This window comes from Burkholderia sp. 567 (genome assembly GCF_040545115.1).
Taxonomy (GTDB): domain Bacteria; phylum Pseudomonadota; class Gammaproteobacteria; order Burkholderiales; family Burkholderiaceae; genus Burkholderia; species Burkholderia ambifaria.
Genome location: NZ_JBEPLG010000018.1, coordinates 33818 through 52111, shown reverse-complemented (window position 1 = coordinate 52111; position 18294 = coordinate 33818). Strand labels below are relative to the sequence as shown.

Below are 18294 nucleotides of genomic sequence, written 5' to 3'. Positions count from 1 at the left end.
AAGATGGCACATGCAGTGCGATTCCACGAAACCGGCGGCCCCGACGTGCTGCGCTGGGAAGAAGTCGACGTCGGCGATCCGGGCCCCGGCCAGGTGCGCCTGCGGCACGAGGCGGTCGGCCTGAACTTCGCCGATACGTATTTCCGCAGCGGCCTGTATCCGGTCGCGCTGCCGGCCGGCATCGGCGTCGAGGCGGCCGGCGTGGTCGAGGCCGTCGGTCCCGGCGTGACGAACGTCGCCGTGGGCGACCGCGTGACCTACACCGGCTTCCTGAATACGCTCGGCGCGTACAGCACCGAGCGGCTGATCGCGGCCGCGCCGCTCGTCAGGCTGCCGGCCGGCATCGGATGCGAAACGGCGGCGGCGATGACGATGCGCGGGCTCACGTCGGCCTACCTGCTGCGCCGCATCCATGCGTTCGCGCCGGGCGACACGATCCTGCTGCATGCGGCAGCGGGCGGCGTCGGGCTGATCGTGTCGCAATGGGCGAAGCTGCTCGGGCTCACGGTGATCGGCACCGTGTCGAGCGAACGCAAGGCGGCGGTCGCCCGCGCGCACGGCTGCGACCACACGATCGACTACAGCCGCGAGGATGTCGCGAAGCGCGTGCGCGAACTGACCGGCGGCGCGGGCGTCGACGTCGTGTTCGACAGCGTCGGCAAGGACACCTTCGAAGGCTCGCTCGATTCGCTGAAGCGGCGCGGGCTGATGGTCTGCGTCGGCACCGCGTCGGGCCCGATCCCGCCGTTCGATCCGCAGCGCCTCGCGATGAAGGGCTCGCTGTACCTGACGCGCCCGGCGCTGGCCGACTACATCGCCGATCCGGCCGAGAAGAACGATCTCGCCGGCGAACTGTTCGCGCACGTCGCGGCGGGCCGCATCCGGATCGAAATCAACCAGCGCTATGCGCTGCAGGACGCGGCGCAGGCGCACCGCGATCTCGAGTCGCGCAAGACGACCGGCTCGTCGGTATTCATCGTCTGAGGAGACGCGCATGCGAGTCGAACCCCTGACCTGTGCGATCGGCGCGGAACTACTTGGCGTGAACCTTGCCGACGCCGTGCACGACGACGGCCTGTTCGCCGAGATCCGCACGCAGTTGCTGCGCCATCGCGTGCTGTTCCTGCGCGACCAGGACATCACGCGTGCCGAGCACGTCGCATTCGCGCGCCGCTTCGGAGAACTCGAGGATCACCCGGTCGCCGGCAGCGACCCTGAGCACCCCGGGCTCGTGCGGATCTACAAGTCGCCCGACCAGCCGAACGACCGCTACGAGAATGCGTGGCACAGCGATGCGAGCTGGCGCGTGGCGCCGCCGTTCGGCTGTGTGCTGCGCTGCATCGACGGTCCGCCGGTTGGCGGCGACACGATGTGGGCGAACATGGTGCTCGCATACGAGAACCTGCCGGACCACGTGAAGCAGCAAATCGCGGACTTGCGCGCACGCCACAGCATCGAGGCGAGCTTCGGCGCGGCGATGCCGATCGACAAGCGCCTCGCGTTGAAGGCGCAGTATCCGGACGCCGAGCATCCGGTCGTGCGCACGCATCCCGAAACGGGCGAGAAGGTGCTGTACGTAAATGCGTTCACCACGCATTTCACCAACTTCCACACACCAGGACGCGTGCGCGTCGGGCAGGACGCGAACCCCGGCGCCGGACAACTTCTGCACTACCTGATCAGCCAGGCGATGATCCCCGAATACCAGGTGCGCTGGCGCTGGAAGAAGAACAGCGTCGCGATCTGGGACAACCGCGCCACCCAGCATTACGCGGTGATGGACTACCCGCCGTGCGTGCGCCGGATGGAGCGCGCGGGCATCGTCGGCGACGTGCCGTTCTGAGCACGCGCGCACCGTAACCGATCCACGACCGATACAACGCGCCGGGCTCGCCGCCCGGCACGGCGGGATACGCACGCCCGTACGCCCGAACACAACGATTTCCACTGGAGGACGACATGCAATTTTTCGACGATTCGCTGCACCCGGAAAACCAGGACAAGGTAGTCATCACGGTCGCGCCGTACGGCCCCGAATGGATGCCCGCCGATTTCCCGGAAGACATTCCGGTGACGATGGACGAGCACGTGCAGAAGGCCGTCGACTGCTACAACGCGGGCGCGACGGTGCTGCACATGCATGTGCGCGAACTCGACGGGAAGGGCAGCAAGCGACTGTCGAAGTTCAACGAGCTGCTCGGCCGGCTGCGCGAGGCCGTGCCCGACATGATCCTGCAGGTGGGCGGCTCGATCTCGTTCGCGCCGGAAGGCGATGGCGCGGACGCGAAATGGCTGTCCGACGACACACGTCACATGCTCGCCGAACTGACGCCGAAGCCCGACCAGGTGACGGTCGCGATCAACACCGTGCAGATGAACATCACCGAGCTGATGAACCGCAAGGACATCGCCGGCACCTCGCTGAACGAAGCCGCGCTGTGGGATGCGTACCGCGAGATGACGGTGCCGGCCGGCCCCGGCTGGGTCGACGAACACCTGCGCCGCCTGCAGGCGGCCGGGATCCAGCCGCATTTCCAGCTCACCGGCATGCACGCGCTCGAGACGCTCGAACGGATCATCCGCCGCGGCGTCTATCGCGGCCCGCTGAACGTCACGTGGGTCGGCATCGGCGGCGGCTTCGACGGCCCGAATCCGTACAACTTCATGGAATTCGTGCGGCGCTGCCCGGACGGCGCGTGCATCACGCTCGAATCGCTGATGAAGAACGTGCTGCCGATCAACACGGTCGCGATGGCGCTGGGCCTGCATCCGCGCTGCGGGATCGAGGACACGATCATCGACCAGAAGGGCAACCGGATGACGTCCGTGCAGCAGGTCGAGCAGTGCGTGCGGATCGCGCGCGAACTCGGCCGCGACATCGCGACCGGCAAGGAAGCGAAGGCGATCTACAAGATCGGCGTGCAGTACGACGGCGTCGACGAGACGCTCGTGCAGCTCGGGATGGCGCCGAACCGCCGGCCGGGCCAGGCGAGCGTGCCGCTGCGCGCGGCTTGACGCGCCGCGCATCCGGGTAGCGGCCTTGGTGGCCGCCGCCCGCCGATCGTTGTGGCGTGGCACCTACCCCTGCGCACGGCGCGGGGGCTGACTCCGGTCAACGGAGCGGGGCCACGCAAGCCGCGCCGGAGCACGACCGCTCCGGTGCCGGAGGAGACACGCATGCTGATTCATCACGTCGAGCCGTCGCTGCAGGAGGCGGCCGCCACCGGCCGGCGCGCACCGGCCTATGCCTGGCTCGTGTTCGGGCTGACCGTGGGCCTGCTGCTGTCGGACTATATGTCGCGGCAGGTGCTCAACGCCGTGTTTCCGCTGCTCAAGCACGCGTGGGGGCTGTCGGACACGCAGCTCGGCTCGCTGTCCGGCGTCGTCGCGCTGCTGGTCGGGCTGCTGACGTTTCCGTTGTCGGTGCTCGCCGACCGCTTCGGGCGCGTGCGCAGCATCGTGCTGATGGCCGCGCTGTGGAGCGTCGCGACGCTCGGCTGCGCGCTGTCCACCAATTACGCCGAGATGCTCGTCGCGCGCGGGCTCGTCGGGCTCGGTGAAGCCGCGTACGGCAGCGTCGGCGTTGCGTTGATCCTCAGCATCTTTCCGGCCCGCCTGCGCGCGACGCTGACTGGCGCGTTCATGGCCGGCGGCGCCTTCGGCTCGGTGTTCGGGATGGCGCTCGGCGGGCTGGTCGGCGCGCATCTCGGCTGGCGCTGGGCGTTCGGCGTGATGGCCGCGCTCGGCATCGTGCTGCTGATTGCGTATCGCGGCGTGGTGACCGAACGGAGGCTCGCGGCGTGCCGCGTCGAACCGTGCCGGCCCCATCCCGATGCGCCGCGCGACCTGCGCGGCAGCGTGCGCGTGCTGATGTCGGGGTTGTTCGCGTCGCGTTCGGTGATCTGCGCGTACGTCGGCAGCGGGCTGCACCTGTTCGTGCCCGGCGCGCTGTTCGCGTGGCTGCCGAGCTACCTGAACCGCTATTACGCGATGGCGCCCGACCGCGCCGCCGTGCTCGCAGCCGGCTTCGTGTTGCTGTCGGGCGTCGGGATGGTTGGCTGCGGGATCGTCACCGATCGCGTCGGGCGTGCCGACGGCACGCACAAATGGCTGACCGCGATCGCGTATTGCGTGCTGACGGGCGTGTGCCTCGCGATCGCGTTCCGGCTGCCGCCCGGACCGCTGCAGCTTGCGCTGATCTGCGCGGGCATGCTGGTCGGCGCGGGGGCGTCCGGCGCGTCGGGCGCGATGGTCGCGAACCTGACGCCGGCCGCGATCCATGCGTCGGCGTTCGCGACGCTCACGCTCGCCAACAACCTGCTCGGCATGGCGCCGGGCCCGCTGCTGACCGGGTGGGTCGCCGATCGCGCCGGTCTCGTCGGCGCATTGCAATGGATTCCCGCCGTGCCGCTCGCGGCCGCCGTGCTGTTCGCGATCGGACGCGCGAGCTACTCGGCCGATATCGCGCGCGTCGAACGCGAACGGCGCGCATCCCGTCTTTCCTGAACCTTCCTGAACCGAATTCTCCCGGAGGCTGCATGACCCTGGCGACCGCGCCCACCATCCTGATCGTGCCCGGCTTGCGCGATCACGTCGAAGACCACTGGCAAACGCATCTGCAACGCCGCCTGCCGAACGCGCGCGCCGTCGCGCCGCTGGAAGCCGACAAGCTGAGCCGCGCCGCGCGCGTCGCGGCGCTCGATGCGGCGCTGGCCGCGATCGACGGCCCCGTGATGCTCGTCGCGCACAGCGCGGGCGTGATGATCGTCGCGCATTGGGCGCGGCAGGCCACGCGTGCGATCGACGGCGCGCTGCTCGCCGCGCCGGCCGATCTCGATACGCCGATGCCCGCAGGCTATCCGACACCCGATGCGCTCGACGCGCACGGCTGGACGCCGGTGCCAACGCAGCGGCTGCCGTTTCCGAGCATCGTGGCCGCGAGCCGCAACGATCCGCTTGCGCGCTTCGAACGCGCCGAGGCGTTCGCGGCGGGGTGGGGCAGCAAGCTCGTCGATCTCGGCGAGGTCGGGCATTTGAACCCGGCGTCGGGGTATGGCGTGTGGCATGACGCGGAGCGGTTGATCGGGGAGGTGATTGCGCTCCGTGCGGCCTGAGTGGCCTGAGCGCGCTCAACGTATCGCAACACGGCGCGCAGGATTTCATGCCTGCGCGTCCCCGTGAACCGATTCCATTTCCGCATCGATTGATATACGACGTCCTAACACGCGGCTTGGCCGTTGCACCGGTCGCGCCGCGAAATCGGTCAATCAGCCAATCATTGGCGAACGGAAGGTTTTTGTTAGGGAAATTCCCGCCCCGCGCCGCTCGGTTTTTTGTTGACCGACATCGTATAACGCCGTCATGATTCCCCGAAAGAAAGGTCCCATCCACCGACCGAAGCGAGGAGACATGAACACCACCACGATCGCGCGCCGTGTCCGCCGGATCACCCTGGCGCTGGGCCTCATGCTGTCGGGCGCAGCCGCCGTCGCGGCCCCCGTTTCGCTGAATGTCGTCGACGTCGCGGGCAACCTGCAGCTCACGCGCGGCGCCATCGAGGCGTTCAAGGAGAAGAACCCGAACCTCGTATCGAACGTCACGTTCACGAACGCGCCCGCGCCGCAACTGCCGGGCAAAATCAAGGCGATGCAGGCGGCGGGGCGCTCCGACATCGACCTCGTGCTGACGGGCACCGACGCGCTCGCCGCCGGCATCGAGCAGAACCTGTGGATGAAGCTGCTGCCCGACAACGCGGGCGCCTTCCCCGGCGTGCTCGACAAGTACGCGCCCGGTCCGCGCAAGATGCAGGATGTCGCGCAGGGCTTCGGCCTCGAAGTCACCTACATGCCGGCCGGCCCGCTGCTCGAATACAACCCGGCGAAGGTCAGCGATCCGCCGAAGACACCCGCCCAACTGCTCGCGTGGTGCAAGGCCCATCCGAACAAGCTGATCTACGCGCGCCCGGCGAATTCGGGCCCCGGCCGCACGTTCCTGATGGGGCTGCCTTACGTGCTGGGCGACAAGAACCCGCAGGATCCGATCAACGGCTGGGACAAGACCTGGGCGTTCCTCAAGCAGCTCAACGACTGCATCCCGTATTACCCGGGCGGCACGTCGGCCGTGATGAAGGAGCTCGGCGAGGGCACGCGCGACATGACCGTGACCGTCACCGGCTGGGACCTCAACCCGCGCGCGCTCGGCATCGTGCCGGCCGACTTCCGGATCCAGGCGTTCGACGGCATGACGTGGGTCAACGACGCACACTACATGGTGATCCCGAAGGGCGTGCCGAAGGAGAAGCTCGACGCGCTGTTCAAGCTGATGAACTTCCTGCTCGAACCGGCGCAGCAGGCGATGACCTACGACGACGGTTACTTCTATCCGGGCCCGGCGGTGAAGGGCGTGACGCTCGAGATGGCGCCCGCGCACAGCCAGGAGGTGATCAGGAAGTTCGGCCGCCCCGAGTACGCGAAGCTGCTCGCGGATCGTCCGCACGTGCAGCCGCTCAATGCGCAGGCGATGGTCGCCGCATTCCAGAAGTGGGACCGCGAGATCGGTTCGCAGAAGTCGAAATGACGCATGAACCCGCGGGCGCTGCGGCGCCCGCGCCGACGGAGTTCGCGTAATGAAGCACAGTTTCGAACGGTTGCGGCTCGACGGCGTGTGCCGCAGCTTCACGAATGCGGAAGGGGCGCAGGTCGCCGCACTGGACGGGCTCGATCTCGACATCCGGCGCGGCGAGTTCATCGCGCTGCTCGGCCCGTCGGGCTGCGGCAAGTCGACCGCGCTGAACTGCATCGCCGGGCTGCAGCCGCTCACGCGCGGCGGCATCTGGCTCGACGACACGCGCATCGACGTGCTGCCGCCCGAGCGCCGCGGCTTCGGGATGGTGTTCCAGAACTACGCGCTGTTTCCGCACATGTCGGTGCTCGATAACGTCGGCTTCGGGCTGAAGATGCGCGGCGTGCCGAAGCAGGAAACGCGGCGGCGCGCGCAGCAGGCGCTCGAACTCGTGCAGCTCGTCGGCCACGAGGGCAAGCTGCCCGGACAGCTGTCGGGCGGGCAGCAGCAACGCGTCGCGATCGCGCGCGCGATCGTCATCGAGCCGCCGCTGGTGCTGATGGACGAGCCGCTGTCGAACCTCGACACGAAGCTGCGCATCGAGATGCGCGCCGAGATCCGCCGCATCCATACGCAGCTCGAACGCGCGACGATCTACGTGACGCACGACCAGGACGAGGCGCTGTCGATGGCCGACCGGATCGTCGTGATGAAGGAGGGCGTCGTGCAGCAGGTCGCGTCGCCGAAGGATGTATACACGCGCCCGCACAACCTGCACGTTGCACGCTTCATGGGCTATCGCAACGTGCTGCCATTTACGCTCGAAGGGATGGCCGGCGACTACGTGAACGTCGCCGCCGCCGGCGTGCGCATCACCGGCGTGCCAATGGCCGGCTTCGACGGCAAGGACGTCGTGGTCGCGCTGCGCCCCGACGACATCGAGCGCGCGGAAGCCGGCGCCGACAACGCGTTCGACGCGACCGTCGAAACGGTCGAGTACGGCGGCCGCGATTCGCTGATCCGTGCGATCACGCCGTTCGGCTCGATCTGGGCGCGGGTCGCCGGCGAATTCGTGGAAGGCGAGCGGCTGCGGCTTCGGGTGCCGCCAGAGCGCACGCTCGTCTATGCGGGAGACGCGCGATGAACGGCCGCCGCGCCGCATGCGCGGCAATGCGCCGGCGGGAGGCCGCATGAGCACGCTCACGACCGGCGCCACGCCGCGCGACGCGAAGGCGTGGCTCGTCACGCCCGCGCTCGCGTTCATCGTCGCGCTGTTCATCTACCCGTTCGCCTACGGCCTCGTGCTGTCATTCCAGCCGATGAACGGCGGCGGCGCGCTTGCGAACTACGTGCAGTTCTTCACCGACACCGCGATGTGGCCGACCGTGCTCGTCACGCTGAAGCTCGCGGTGCCGGCGACGCTGATCAACGTCGGCATCTCGGTGCCGGTCGCGTTCGCGCTGCGCCGCAACTCGCCGTACCAGAAGTTCGTCACCACGCTGCTCGTGATTCCAATCACGCTCGGCACGGTGCTCGTCGCCGACGGGATGCTCACGTACTTCGGCCCGAACGGCTGGTTCCCGCAAGCGCTGCAGGGGCTGCACCTGTACACGGACGAAGTGCGCCTCACGCACAACTACTGGGGCGTGCTGCTGTCGCTGATCGTATCGGGCTTTCCGTTCGCGTTCCTGCTGATGCTGTCGTACATCAGCGGCATCGACCCGACGCTCGCGCGCGCCGCGGCCACGCTCGGCGCGAACCCGTGGCAGCAATTCCGGCAGATCTACCTGCCGCTGCTCGTGCCGGGGCTCACGATGGCCGCGTGCCTGTCGTTCGTGCAGGCGTTTTCGGTGTTCCCGTCGGCCGTGCTGCTCGGCGCGCCGGCCGGGCCGACGCGCGTGATCTCGATCGCGGCCGCCGAAGCCGCGTTCGAGAGCTACGACTATTCGCTCGCGTCGGCGATCGCGATCGTGATGGGCTTCGTGCAGCTGCTGGTGGTCGCATCGATGCTCGGCGCGCGCCGCTTCTTCTATACGGGGCCGGTGACAGGGGGCAAGGGCTGATGGCGACCGACAATCATGCCGCGCCGGCCTGGCCGCCGAAGCAGGGCGCGCCCGATGCGCGCCCCGTCAACGCGAGGACACCGCAGAAGATGAGAAGCAACCTCGCCGGCCGGGCATGGAAGGCCCTCGTGTGGGGGCTGATGGCGTTCTTCCTGCTGAACGTGATGCTGCTGATCGCGACTGTCGCGGTGAACTCTGTGGCGACGCGCTGGTTCGGCACGCCGCTGCCGCAGGGCTTCACGCTGCACTGGTACGCGAAGGCGTGGGAAGACTTCCAGCTCGCGAGCGTGCTGTGGGTGACGGTCGAGGTGGTCGGCGCGGTCGTGCTGCTGTCGGTCGCGCTTGGCGTGCCGGCCGCCTATGGGCTCGCGCGCGTGCGGTTTCGCGGCAAGCGCTTCGCGCTGCTGGTGTTCCTGCTGCCGCTGATGGTGCCGCCCGTCACCTACGGGATCCCGATGGCGACCGTGATGTACAAGGTGGGGCTCGCCGGCACGCTGTCGGGCGTGATCCTCGCGAACCTCGTGCCGGCGCTGCCGTTCGTGATCCTCGTGATGACGCCGTTCATCGAGCAGATCGACCCGAATCTCGAGGCCGCCGCGCGCATCTTCGGCGCGAACACATGGCGCTATTTCCGCTACGTGCTGCTGCCGCTGCTGGTGCCCGGCATGCTCGCGGCCGCGCTGCTCGTGCTGGTGCGCACGATCGGGATGTTCGAGCTGACTTTCTTCACCGCCGGCCCGAGCACGCAGACGCTCGTCGTCGCGCTGTATTACGCGGTGTTCTCGACCGGCGTGCGCGCGCCGCAGTCGATCGACGCGATGGCGATGATCTACATGGCCATCACGTTGATCTGGGTCGTGATCGCGCTGCAGTTCGTGAGCCCGACGCAACTCGTCAGCCGCGTGAAGCAGGAGCGGCAGTAAACGCTAAGGAAGCAGCGGGACGCACCGTGCGGCGCTGTCCGTGCTTGCGCATGCCTGCGTGCAATTCGTTACAAATGGATACCGCGAACGACGCGCCGACGTTGCAGACTACGCAGCGTACCGGCCCGGCGATGCGTTCACTGGCATCGCCGCATGCCACCCGACGCTCACCCGACTCACGGAGTTCCATGAAGTTTCCAACGCTGCTGACGCTCGGCTGTGCGGCCACGCTGCTCGCCGCCTGCAACCTGCTCCACGATGGCCCCGCCTCGAGCGACGTCGACGCCGCGGTGCGACGCGCGCTCGAAGCGGAAAACCACGGCGGCCTGAACGCGCTGTTCGGCCAGCCGCTGCCCGTGTCTGCCGACGTGATTTCCGCGAAGCCCGACGGCGACTGCAGGAAGATCCGCGAGCGCACTTACACGTGCGATGTCGTGGTCACGTGGCGCAACACCGATTACGCGCCATCGCGAGCGAACCTGACCTTCGTGCAGGCCGCCGATGGGGCGTGGCAGACCTCGGGGGTCGACGCCGCCATCGCGACCGGCGCCGCCAAATCGCTGATCGACAAGATCGGCAACGCATGGCCCGGCAATGCGGCCAGCGGCGCATCGGCGCCGCGGTAAGTCGTCCATCGCGCCCGGTCGCATCTTCTCGCACCATCTCCCGAATTTTCCAATTCGCCGCCGCGACGGGCGCCGGCCCGCTCGAACCGTTTCCGGCAACAACGCCCCGCATTGACGACCGTATCGAAATTCCGCCAGCGCGATCCGGCGCCGCCGCGGCCGCTTGGTCGCGTTCGATTGCTGCAGTGCAAGGCCCGCCACGAACCCCATCGTTCGCTCGTCGCCTTGCAGTCCTAATAGATGCAATCTATATATATGACTAATTGACGCGTACCACGGCAACGGCGCGGCGCACCATCAAATCGACAAAACCGGGTGCCGAAGGGGAACCCAGCATGGACGAGAGCGAGTCTGTCGCACGGATGTGTTCGGGTACCTCGTCTTCGAACGTGTTGCACAAGCTTGCCCGCCCAAGCTACCGACGCACGCTTGCCCTCATCGCATGCTGCGCCGCGATGGCCGGCCACGCCATGTGCATCGCGGCGGAGCCCGGCGTGAGCGACGACACGATCCGCCTGGGCATGGTCAACGCGCAGTCGGGTAATTCCGCCGGGCTCGGACGCGGGCTGCTGATGGGCGCGCAGGCCGTCTTCGACGATGTGAACGCGCACGGCGGCGTGCACGGCAGGAAGATCGAGCTCGTGGTCGCCGACGATCGCTACGAGCCCGAGCGGACCGTCGACGACACGCTGGAGATGATCGAGCGGCGCAACGTGCTGGCGCTGTTCGGCTATGTGGGCACGCCGACGACCACCGCGGTGCTGCCGATCATCCGGGACGCCGGCATTCCGCTCGTCGGCACGTTCAGCGGCGCGATGGCGCTGCGCCGGCCGGTCACGCCGGAGGTATTCAACATCCGCGCCAGCTACGAAGACGAAACGCGCGCCCTGGTCGAGCGTTTGCGCGCGCACGACCACGCCAAGCGTTTCGCGGTGTTCTACCAGGACGACGGCTTCGGGCTCGCGGTGCTGGCGGGCACACGGCTCGCGCTGCAGCGCCATGGCCTCGACGTCGTCGCGACAGGAACGTTCCGGCGCGGCACCACGGCCGTCGACACCGGCCTGGCGGCCGTGCTCGAGGGGCGGCCGGACGTCGTGATCATGGTCGGCCCGTATACGCCGGTGGCCGCGTTCATTCGCGCGGCGCACCGCGAAGGGCTGAACGCGCGGCTCGCGGCGGTGTCGTTCGTCGGCACCGACGACTTGCTGCGCCTGCTCGGCGAAGAAGGAAACGGCACGCTGATCTCGCAGGTCGTGCCGCTTCCGCAGAATGAGCGCCCCGTCATCCGCGACTGCGTCCGGCTGTTCGAGCAACGCTTTCCGGGCGAACGGGCAGGTGTGGTGCACATCGAGGGCTGCCTCGACGCGAAGATCGCGCTGATCGGGCTGGAGCGCGCGGGTCCGGCGCCGACCCGCGCCACGCTGAAGCAGGCGCTCGAATCGATCCGGCATGTCGACCTGGGCGGCCTGGTGGCCGACCTGAATGCCGACGATCATCAGGCGTTCGACGACGTGTTCCTCACTGAAATCGCACACGGCCGCGTCACGCCGCTCGACGCATCGGCCAGATAACCGGCCGGACGGCCGCGCGCTGGCCGTCCGATTGGCCATCCCGACCCTGGAGGGCTGCATGGACATCAAGGCGAAGCTCGTCACCAGCACCAGCCTGATGCTGCTCGGCGCGGTGGCGATTGCCATGACCAGCCTGATCGCCGTGCACGGTATCGCATCCGGCGTGCGCACGCTGACGACGGAATCGCTGCCGCTGCAGATGCACAGCAACGAGCTGCAGCGCGCGTACGCGGAACTCGCGGTGAATTTCGGCCAGCTCGAGCGGGCGCGGGACGCATCGGAGCGCGAGCAGTCATCGTCGGAGATCGACACGCAATTGCAGCGCATCGCGCGCATCACGGCGGCCGTGCGCGCGATCGACGGGCACGGCGGCATCGACGCGCCGTCCGCCGATCTGCGCACGATGCTCGGATCGATGAACGAAGGCGTCGACAAGCGCCTGCGGGGCGACGCGCAACTCGTCGCCGAACGCCAGCTGATCGAACGCGTGCAGGCACGCGGCACCACGCTGCTGAGCGAGATCGGCAAGGAAACCGATCGGCTGGGCGCCGACGCCGATGCCCGCGTGAACGACGCGCTCGCGGCCAATAACGCCTACAACCGGACGATTCATGCGCTCGATCAGGTCCGGACGAACGTCAAGGACGTCACGACCGTCGCCAGCCGCGTCGACGTCGCGCCGAACCGATATCGGCTCGCGCCGCTGCGCGAACGCATGCAGGCATCCATCGACGGCGCGCGCAACGGGCTCGCGCTCGCGGCGCCGAACCTCGATGCCGCGACCGCGCAGGGCGTCACGAGCGCGCTCGGGCGCGTGGCGGCCGACATCTTCGACGGCAACGACGGGCTCGTCGCGCTGCGCGCCGGCATGTTCGCGCAACCGGCCGTCACGACGCGCTACCGCGCGAAAGAGGACCAGGTGCTGCGCGCGCTCGACGCGCTGGATGTGAAGCTCGCGGAAATCGCCGATCCGTTCGCGTTGCGGATCGTCGCTGCGCGCCAGCGCCTCGACGAAGCGATCGCGTTCCGGGGCCGCGCCGCGCGGATTGCGTCGCTGTCGGCGGCGGTGAACGGCGGCATCAACGCACTGGCGTTCCACCTGCGCATGGTCGCGCAAAGCGAGACGGCCGAGCGTCTGCAGCACGCCGACACCGAACTGCACAAGCTTGCCGGCGCGCTCGCGCAGTCCGCGAGCGCCCTGCGCGACGCCCTCGTCACGGACGGGCAGGGCAACGCGAACCGCGCGCAGGCGGTGGTTGCGCTCACCACGGAACTCGCCGGCGCCGCGCGCCGCATCGTCGCGGTGAAGTCGGACATGCTTGCCAACGACGTGGCGATGCAGCGCATCGTCGCGGACGTCGACACCACCGCCAATCGCCTCGCGGCCTACACGGAACAGCAGGCGGTGCGCGTCGATCTGCAACAGCGCGGCATCGTGTCGGACGTGTACCGCGCCGTGACGAGCGCGTTCCTGATGATCGTGGTGGTCTCGTTCCTGCTCGCGATCGGCGGGTTCGTAATCAGTCATCGGCTCGGCACGTCGATCGCGCGCCCGCTGTCGAGCCTGACGCGCACGATGGCGCGCATCCGCAGCGGCAGCGACCTGTCGCTGCGCATGTCCCACAAGGGCCGCGACGAAATCGCGGCGCTGATCGCCGGCTTCAACATGATGCTCGATGAAATCGAGCGGCGCGACGTCGATCTGCAGGCCGCGATCGCGACGGCCGAAGCCGCGAATTCCGCGAAATCGGATTTTCTCGCGAGGATGAGCCACGAGATCCGCACGCCGATGAATGGCGTGCTCGGCATGACCGAGCTGCTGCAGCGCACACGGTTGACGTCGAAGCAACGCAAGTTTGTCGACACTGTGTATCGGTCCGGCCAGACGCTGCTCGTCATCATCGACGACATTCTCGATTTTTCGAAGATCGAGGCGGGCAAGCTGACGCTGGAGCGCATCGATTTCAACCTGCATCAATTGCTCGACGACGTCGTCGCGCTGATGGAGCCCAATGCCCAACGCAAGGAGCTCGAGCTCGTGTACCAGCGTGCCGATTCCGTTCCGCAGCGCATGCGCGGCGACCCGGTCCGCCTGCGCCAGATCCTGACGAACCTGCTCGGCAACGCGATCAAGTTCACCGAGCACGGGCACGTCGGGCTCAGCGCCGCGTATTCGGACGACGGGCGCATCGTGTTCCAGATCGCCGACAGCGGCATCGGCATCGCACCCGATGTCGCCGCGCAGTTGTTCCGGCCGTTCCAGCAGGCCGACAGTTCGACCGCGCGCAAATACGGCGGAACCGGCCTCGGGCTCGTGATTTCCCGCCAGCTCGCCGAGATGATGGGCGGCACGCTCGCGCTCGACTCGACGCCCGGCAAGGGCTCGGTATTCACCGTGACGACGCCGTTCGAGCCGGCGTCCGGCGAGGTCGGCGTCGCGGCACACGGAAGGCCGTCGCTCGCCGGCCTGCGGGTGCTGATCGTGGACGACAGCGAGACCGATCGCAGCGTGCTGCTCGAACATGCGATCGAATGGCACCTGTGCGTCGCCTCGGCGATCGGCGGCGACGATGCGCTGTCGCAGTTGCGGGCCGCCGTCGCCGACGGTGCGCCGTTCGACCTCGCGATCATCGACGTGCGGATGCCGGGCATGGACGGCATCTCGCTCGTGCAGCACATCCGCCGCGATCCGGCGCTGCGTGCGCTTCGGATCATCACGCTGACCGCGTTCGAGATGATGGACAGCATCCAGGTCGCGCACGAACTCGACATCGCCGCCCGGCTGACGAAGCCGCTCCATGGCAACGATCTCTATACGGCGATCGCGGCCGCGGTGCACGTGATGCCGCCTCGGCTGGCGTCGGCCGCGCCGGTGTCGGATGAAGCCGGGCCGGACTCGGGCAGGCCGCTCGACGAGATCGCCGCGCGCGTGCTGCTGGTGGAGGACAACGCGGTGAATCAGCAGATCGCGCTCGCGATGCTCGAAGACACCGACTATCGGGTCGCCGTGGCCGACGACGGCGAGCAGGCATTGAAGATGCTCGAGCAAGACGCTTTCGACGTGGTGCTGATGGACTGTCAGATGCCGGTGCTGGACGGCTTCGAGGCGACGCGGCGGCTGCGTCGGCGCGAAGCCGAAGCCGGCGCGCCGCGCCTGCCGGTCATCGCCCTGACGGCCAATGCGCTCAGCGGCGACCGCGAGCGCTGCCTGGCCGCCGGCATGGACGACTATCTCGGCAAGCCGTTCCGCCGGGATGCGCTGCTGCAGACGCTCGCACGCCATGTTCGCGGCGGCGCACACGTGCCAGCTGCCGCGAGCGAAAACGCGGAAGCGGTGGCCCGGACCGGTATCGAAACGAACCTCGAAGCAAGCATCGAAACGCGTCCCGCAACGAGCGCGGCAACGAGCGCGGCGGCGGCCGCCGATCCGGACGAGGACGCGAACGTGATCGACCGCAAGGCGCTCGATGCATTGCGCGCGCTCCAGCGGCCCGGCCGCCCGGACGTGCTGACCCGGATCATCGATCAATTCACGATGGACGCGCCGCGGCTGATCCGCGACATGCACGCCGCGGTCGAAGCGGGCGATGCCGATGCGCTGAAGCTTGCCGCCCATACGCTGAAGTCGAGCAGCGCGAACGTCGGCGCGCATCTGCTGTCGGCCCGCTGCCGCGAGATCGAGCGGCTGGCGCGCGCCGCCGACGTGAACGCGGCCGTCGAGCTCGTCGCCGGCACGGATGCGGAATTCGAACAGGCGCACGCCGCGCTGGTCGCGGAGCGCGTCGAAAGTTGACTGGCCGCCGGCCGATCGCCACCGCGATCGCGAAGCGACAGATACAGGAACAGGAGGACGGTCGTGAACCACGAACATGCCGATTTGCCGGCGATTCTGATCATCGATGACGACGCGATGACGCGGATGCTGGTCGTGGAAACGCTGGAGCCCGATGGTTTTCGCGTCGAGGAGGCGACCGGGCCGCAGGAAGGCATCGAAGCGTTCCTGCGTCATCGTCCCGCCGTCGTGCTGCTCGATGTCGAGATGCCCGGCGGCGACGGCTTCGACTGTTGCCGCGCGCTGCGCGCGTTGCCGGAAGGCCGCCGCGTGCCGATCGTGATGCTCACCGGCAACGACGACGACGCATCGATCGCCAGCGCGTTCGACGCCGGCGCGACCGATTTCGTATCGAAGCCGATGCGCTGGAAGCTGCTCGGCTACCGGATCCGGTATCTGCTGCGCGCGGCCGCGGCGGTCGAAAAGCTGGCGACCACCGAGGTCAGCCTCACGCACGCGCAAGCGCTCGCGCATGTCGGCAACTGGGAATTCCAGGCTGGCCGCACGGACGGCTACTGGTCGCCGGAGCTGTACCGGATCCTCGGGCTCGACGCGGCGCTCGCGCCGCCGACGTTCGAGCGGCTGCTGCAGGCCGTGCCGGCCGACGAACAGCCGTTGCTCGTGCAGTCGTTCACGAGCCTGCGCACCGAAGGCGTGCCGTTCTCGCTCGAGCATCGGCTCGTTCACGCGGACGGCACCGAGCGCTGCGTGCTGCATCAGGCGGAGTCGGGGCGCGATCCGAATCACGCGATCATCCTGCGCGGCATCGTGCAGGACATCACCGAGCGCAAGATGCAGCAGGGCCGCATCGAATATCTTGCCAACCACGATGCCCTCACCGGGCTGCCCAATCGCAACCTGCTGAGCGACCGGATGGAGCAGGCGATGTCGCAGGCGCGCCGCACCGGGCAGCTCGTCGCGGTGATGGTGCTCGACCTGGACCGCTTCAAGCACATCAACGACAGCTTCGGCCACTCGGTCGGCGACGGGCTGCTGCGCGTCGTCGCCGCGCGGCTGAAGCGCTCCGTGCGCGACGGCGACACGGTCGCGCGGCTCGGCGGCGACGAGTTCGTCGTGATGCTGGTCAACCTCGCGACGCAAGCGGACGCGGACGTGATCGCCCGCAAGATCCTCGACACCTTCATCGAGCCGTTCACGCTCGACGAACACGACCTGCACGTGACGACCAGCGTCGGCGTGAGCCTGTGCCCGACCGACGGCACCAACGCCGAAACGCTGCTGAAAACGGCCGACGCCGCGCTGTATGCGGCGAAGGAACACGGGCGCAACTGCTACCGCTTCTATACGCGCGAGCTGGGTGCACGCGTCGAGGAGCAGACGATCCTCGAGAACGCGCTGCATCAGGCCGTCGCGAACCACGAGCTCGAGCTGTACTACCAGCCGAAGGTGGATCTCAAGACCGGCCAGATCAGCGGCGTCGAGGCGCTGATTCGCTGGCGGCGGCCGGGGATCGGCGTGATTCCGCCCGACCGCTTCATCCCGATCGCCGAAGACTGCGGGCTGATCTTGCCGATCGGCGAGTGGGTGTTGCGCACCGCGTGCATGCAGGCCGTCGCATGGCGCCGGGAAGGCCATCCGCCGATCCGGATCGCCGTCAACCTGTCGGCGCGCCAGTTCCGGCAGCAGGACGTGGCCGCCATGGTGCGCACGACGCTCGAGGAAACCGGGCTGGCGCCGGACTCGCTCGAACTCGAACTCACCGAAAGCGTGCTGATGCAGGACACCGAAGCGATCGCGCACACGCTGCGCGAACTGAAGGCGCTCGGCGTCGTGCTGTCGCTCGACGACTTCGGCACCGGCTATTCGAGCCTGTCGTACCTGAAGGACTTGCCGATCGATGTCGTGAAGATCGACCGGTCGTTCCTCGACGACGTTACCACCAGCGCCGAAGGCGCTTCGCTGACGCGCTCGATCATCGCGATGGCCGAGTCGCTGCACATGGAGACGGTGGCCGAGGGCGTGGAGACCGAAGCGCAGCTGTCGTTCCTGAACCGGCATCGCTGCCATGCGATGCAGGGCTACTACTTCAGCCATCCGGTCACCGGCGATGAAATCGCCGACATGCTGTCCGCCGGCTCGCAGCTTCCCGAGCACTGCCGGCAGCGCGAACTGCTGCACCGGACGCTGCTGCTGGTGGACGACGACCGCGAGGTGCTGCGCAGGCTCCGGCGGGCGCTCGGCCGCGACGGCTACGAGATTCTCGACACCACGGATCCCGACGAAGCGCTTGTCCTGCTCGCGCAGCATCGCGTCGGCGTGATCGTGTCTGATTTCCGCATGCCGAGCCTGTCCGGCATCGACCTGCTGCAGCGCGTGAAGGCGCTGTACCCGGACATCGTGCGCATCCTGCTGTCGGGCTATGGGGAAGGGGAAGGGGACTCGCTCGCCGATGCGGCCGACAACGGCTCCGTCCAGAAATTGCTGATCAAGCCGTGGGATGTCGCGCTGCTGCGCAAGCATATTGCGGAGTCGTTCCAGCGGTTCGAGCACAGCTCGCTGCAGAGCCGGGTGGGCCTCGGCGCGGGCCATCTCGGCATTCATCCGTCTCCGGTCAGGACCGTCGACGTGGCGCAAGCGCCTGGGCGGACTTGAGCGGCGGCGGGTGGGTTGACCGATAAAAGGGGTACGACTGGGGGATGTTCGGTATGCCGCCGCGAATATAGGGAAAACCCTTATTCTTCGTTATAATGTCGGCCT

General features: G+C 68.1%; 13 protein-coding genes. All 13 read left to right on the top strand.

The annotated features are described in order from the left end of the window. Positions 1–3: 3 nt before the first annotated feature. The 13 genes from ABIC50_RS33245 (at position 4) to ABIC50_RS33185 (ending at position 18189) form a co-directional block, all read left to right on the top strand. On the top strand, positions 4–984 hold the full coding sequence (locus ABIC50_RS33245) for a quinone oxidoreductase family protein (protein WP_175665210.1): 981 nt from the start codon (positions 4–6) through the stop codon (positions 982–984). A gap of 10 nt (positions 985–994) precedes the next feature. Beyond that, a complete protein-coding gene (locus ABIC50_RS33240; protein ID WP_354169050.1) occupies positions 995–1843 on the top strand; it encodes a TauD/TfdA dioxygenase family protein in 849 nt (282 codons plus the stop codon). A gap of 116 nt (positions 1844–1959) precedes the next feature. After that, positions 1960–3015 carry a beta-keto acid cleavage family enzyme gene (locus ABIC50_RS33235; RefSeq protein ID WP_354169047.1) on the top strand — a complete coding sequence of 352 codons (1056 nt, stop codon included), beginning with the start codon at positions 1960–1962 and terminating at the stop codon, positions 3013–3015. Between the two features lie 162 nt (positions 3016–3177). Beyond that, the gene (locus ABIC50_RS33230) at positions 3178–4506 is read left to right on the top strand and encodes an MFS transporter (protein WP_354169044.1); all 1329 of its coding nucleotides are present in this window, start codon (positions 3178–3180) and stop codon (positions 4504–4506) included. Between the two features lie 32 nt (positions 4507–4538). After that, positions 4539–5114, top strand: coding sequence for an RBBP9/YdeN family alpha/beta hydrolase (locus tag ABIC50_RS33225; RefSeq protein WP_354169042.1), 576 nt, complete (start codon positions 4539–4541; stop codon positions 5112–5114). A 295-nt stretch (positions 5115–5409) separates the two neighbouring features. Further along, entirely contained in the window at positions 5410–6576 is a 1167-nt protein-coding gene (locus ABIC50_RS33220) for an ABC transporter substrate-binding protein (protein WP_354169039.1), read from the top strand. A 49-nt stretch (positions 6577–6625) separates the two neighbouring features. Further along, positions 6626–7705, top strand: coding sequence for an ABC transporter ATP-binding protein (locus ABIC50_RS33215; RefSeq protein ID WP_354169037.1), 1080 nt, complete (start codon positions 6626–6628; stop codon positions 7703–7705). Positions 7706–7751: 46 nt separating this feature from the next. After that, a complete protein-coding gene (locus tag ABIC50_RS33210) occupies positions 7752–8624 on the top strand; it encodes an ABC transporter permease (RefSeq protein WP_011656879.1) in 873 nt (290 codons plus the stop codon). Then, positions 8624–9547 carry an ABC transporter permease gene (locus tag ABIC50_RS33205; protein ID WP_354169035.1) on the top strand — a complete coding sequence of 308 codons (924 nt, stop codon included), beginning with the start codon at positions 8624–8626 and terminating at the stop codon, positions 9545–9547. Before ABIC50_RS33210 ends, ABIC50_RS33205 begins: the two co-directional genes overlap by 1 nt. Before the next feature lie 188 nt (positions 9548–9735). Further along, positions 9736–10173: a hypothetical protein gene (locus ABIC50_RS33200; RefSeq protein ID WP_354169033.1), complete on the top strand. Its 438-nt coding sequence runs from the start codon at positions 9736–9738 to the stop codon at positions 10171–10173. 494 nt (positions 10174–10667) lie between these two features. Continuing rightward, the gene (locus ABIC50_RS33195) at positions 10668–11744 is read left to right on the top strand and encodes an ABC transporter substrate-binding protein (RefSeq protein WP_354169031.1); all 1077 of its coding nucleotides are present in this window, start codon (positions 10668–10670) and stop codon (positions 11742–11744) included. A 58-nt stretch (positions 11745–11802) separates the two neighbouring features. Further along, on the top strand, positions 11803–15537 hold the full coding sequence (locus ABIC50_RS33190) for a response regulator (RefSeq protein WP_354169028.1): 3735 nt from the start codon (positions 11803–11805) through the stop codon (positions 15535–15537). Between the two features lie 63 nt (positions 15538–15600). Next, complete coding sequence (locus ABIC50_RS33185; RefSeq protein ID WP_354169025.1) at positions 15601–18189, top strand: EAL domain-containing protein; 2589 nt, start codon at positions 15601–15603, stop codon at positions 18187–18189. Positions 18190–18294 lie beyond the last annotated feature (105 nt).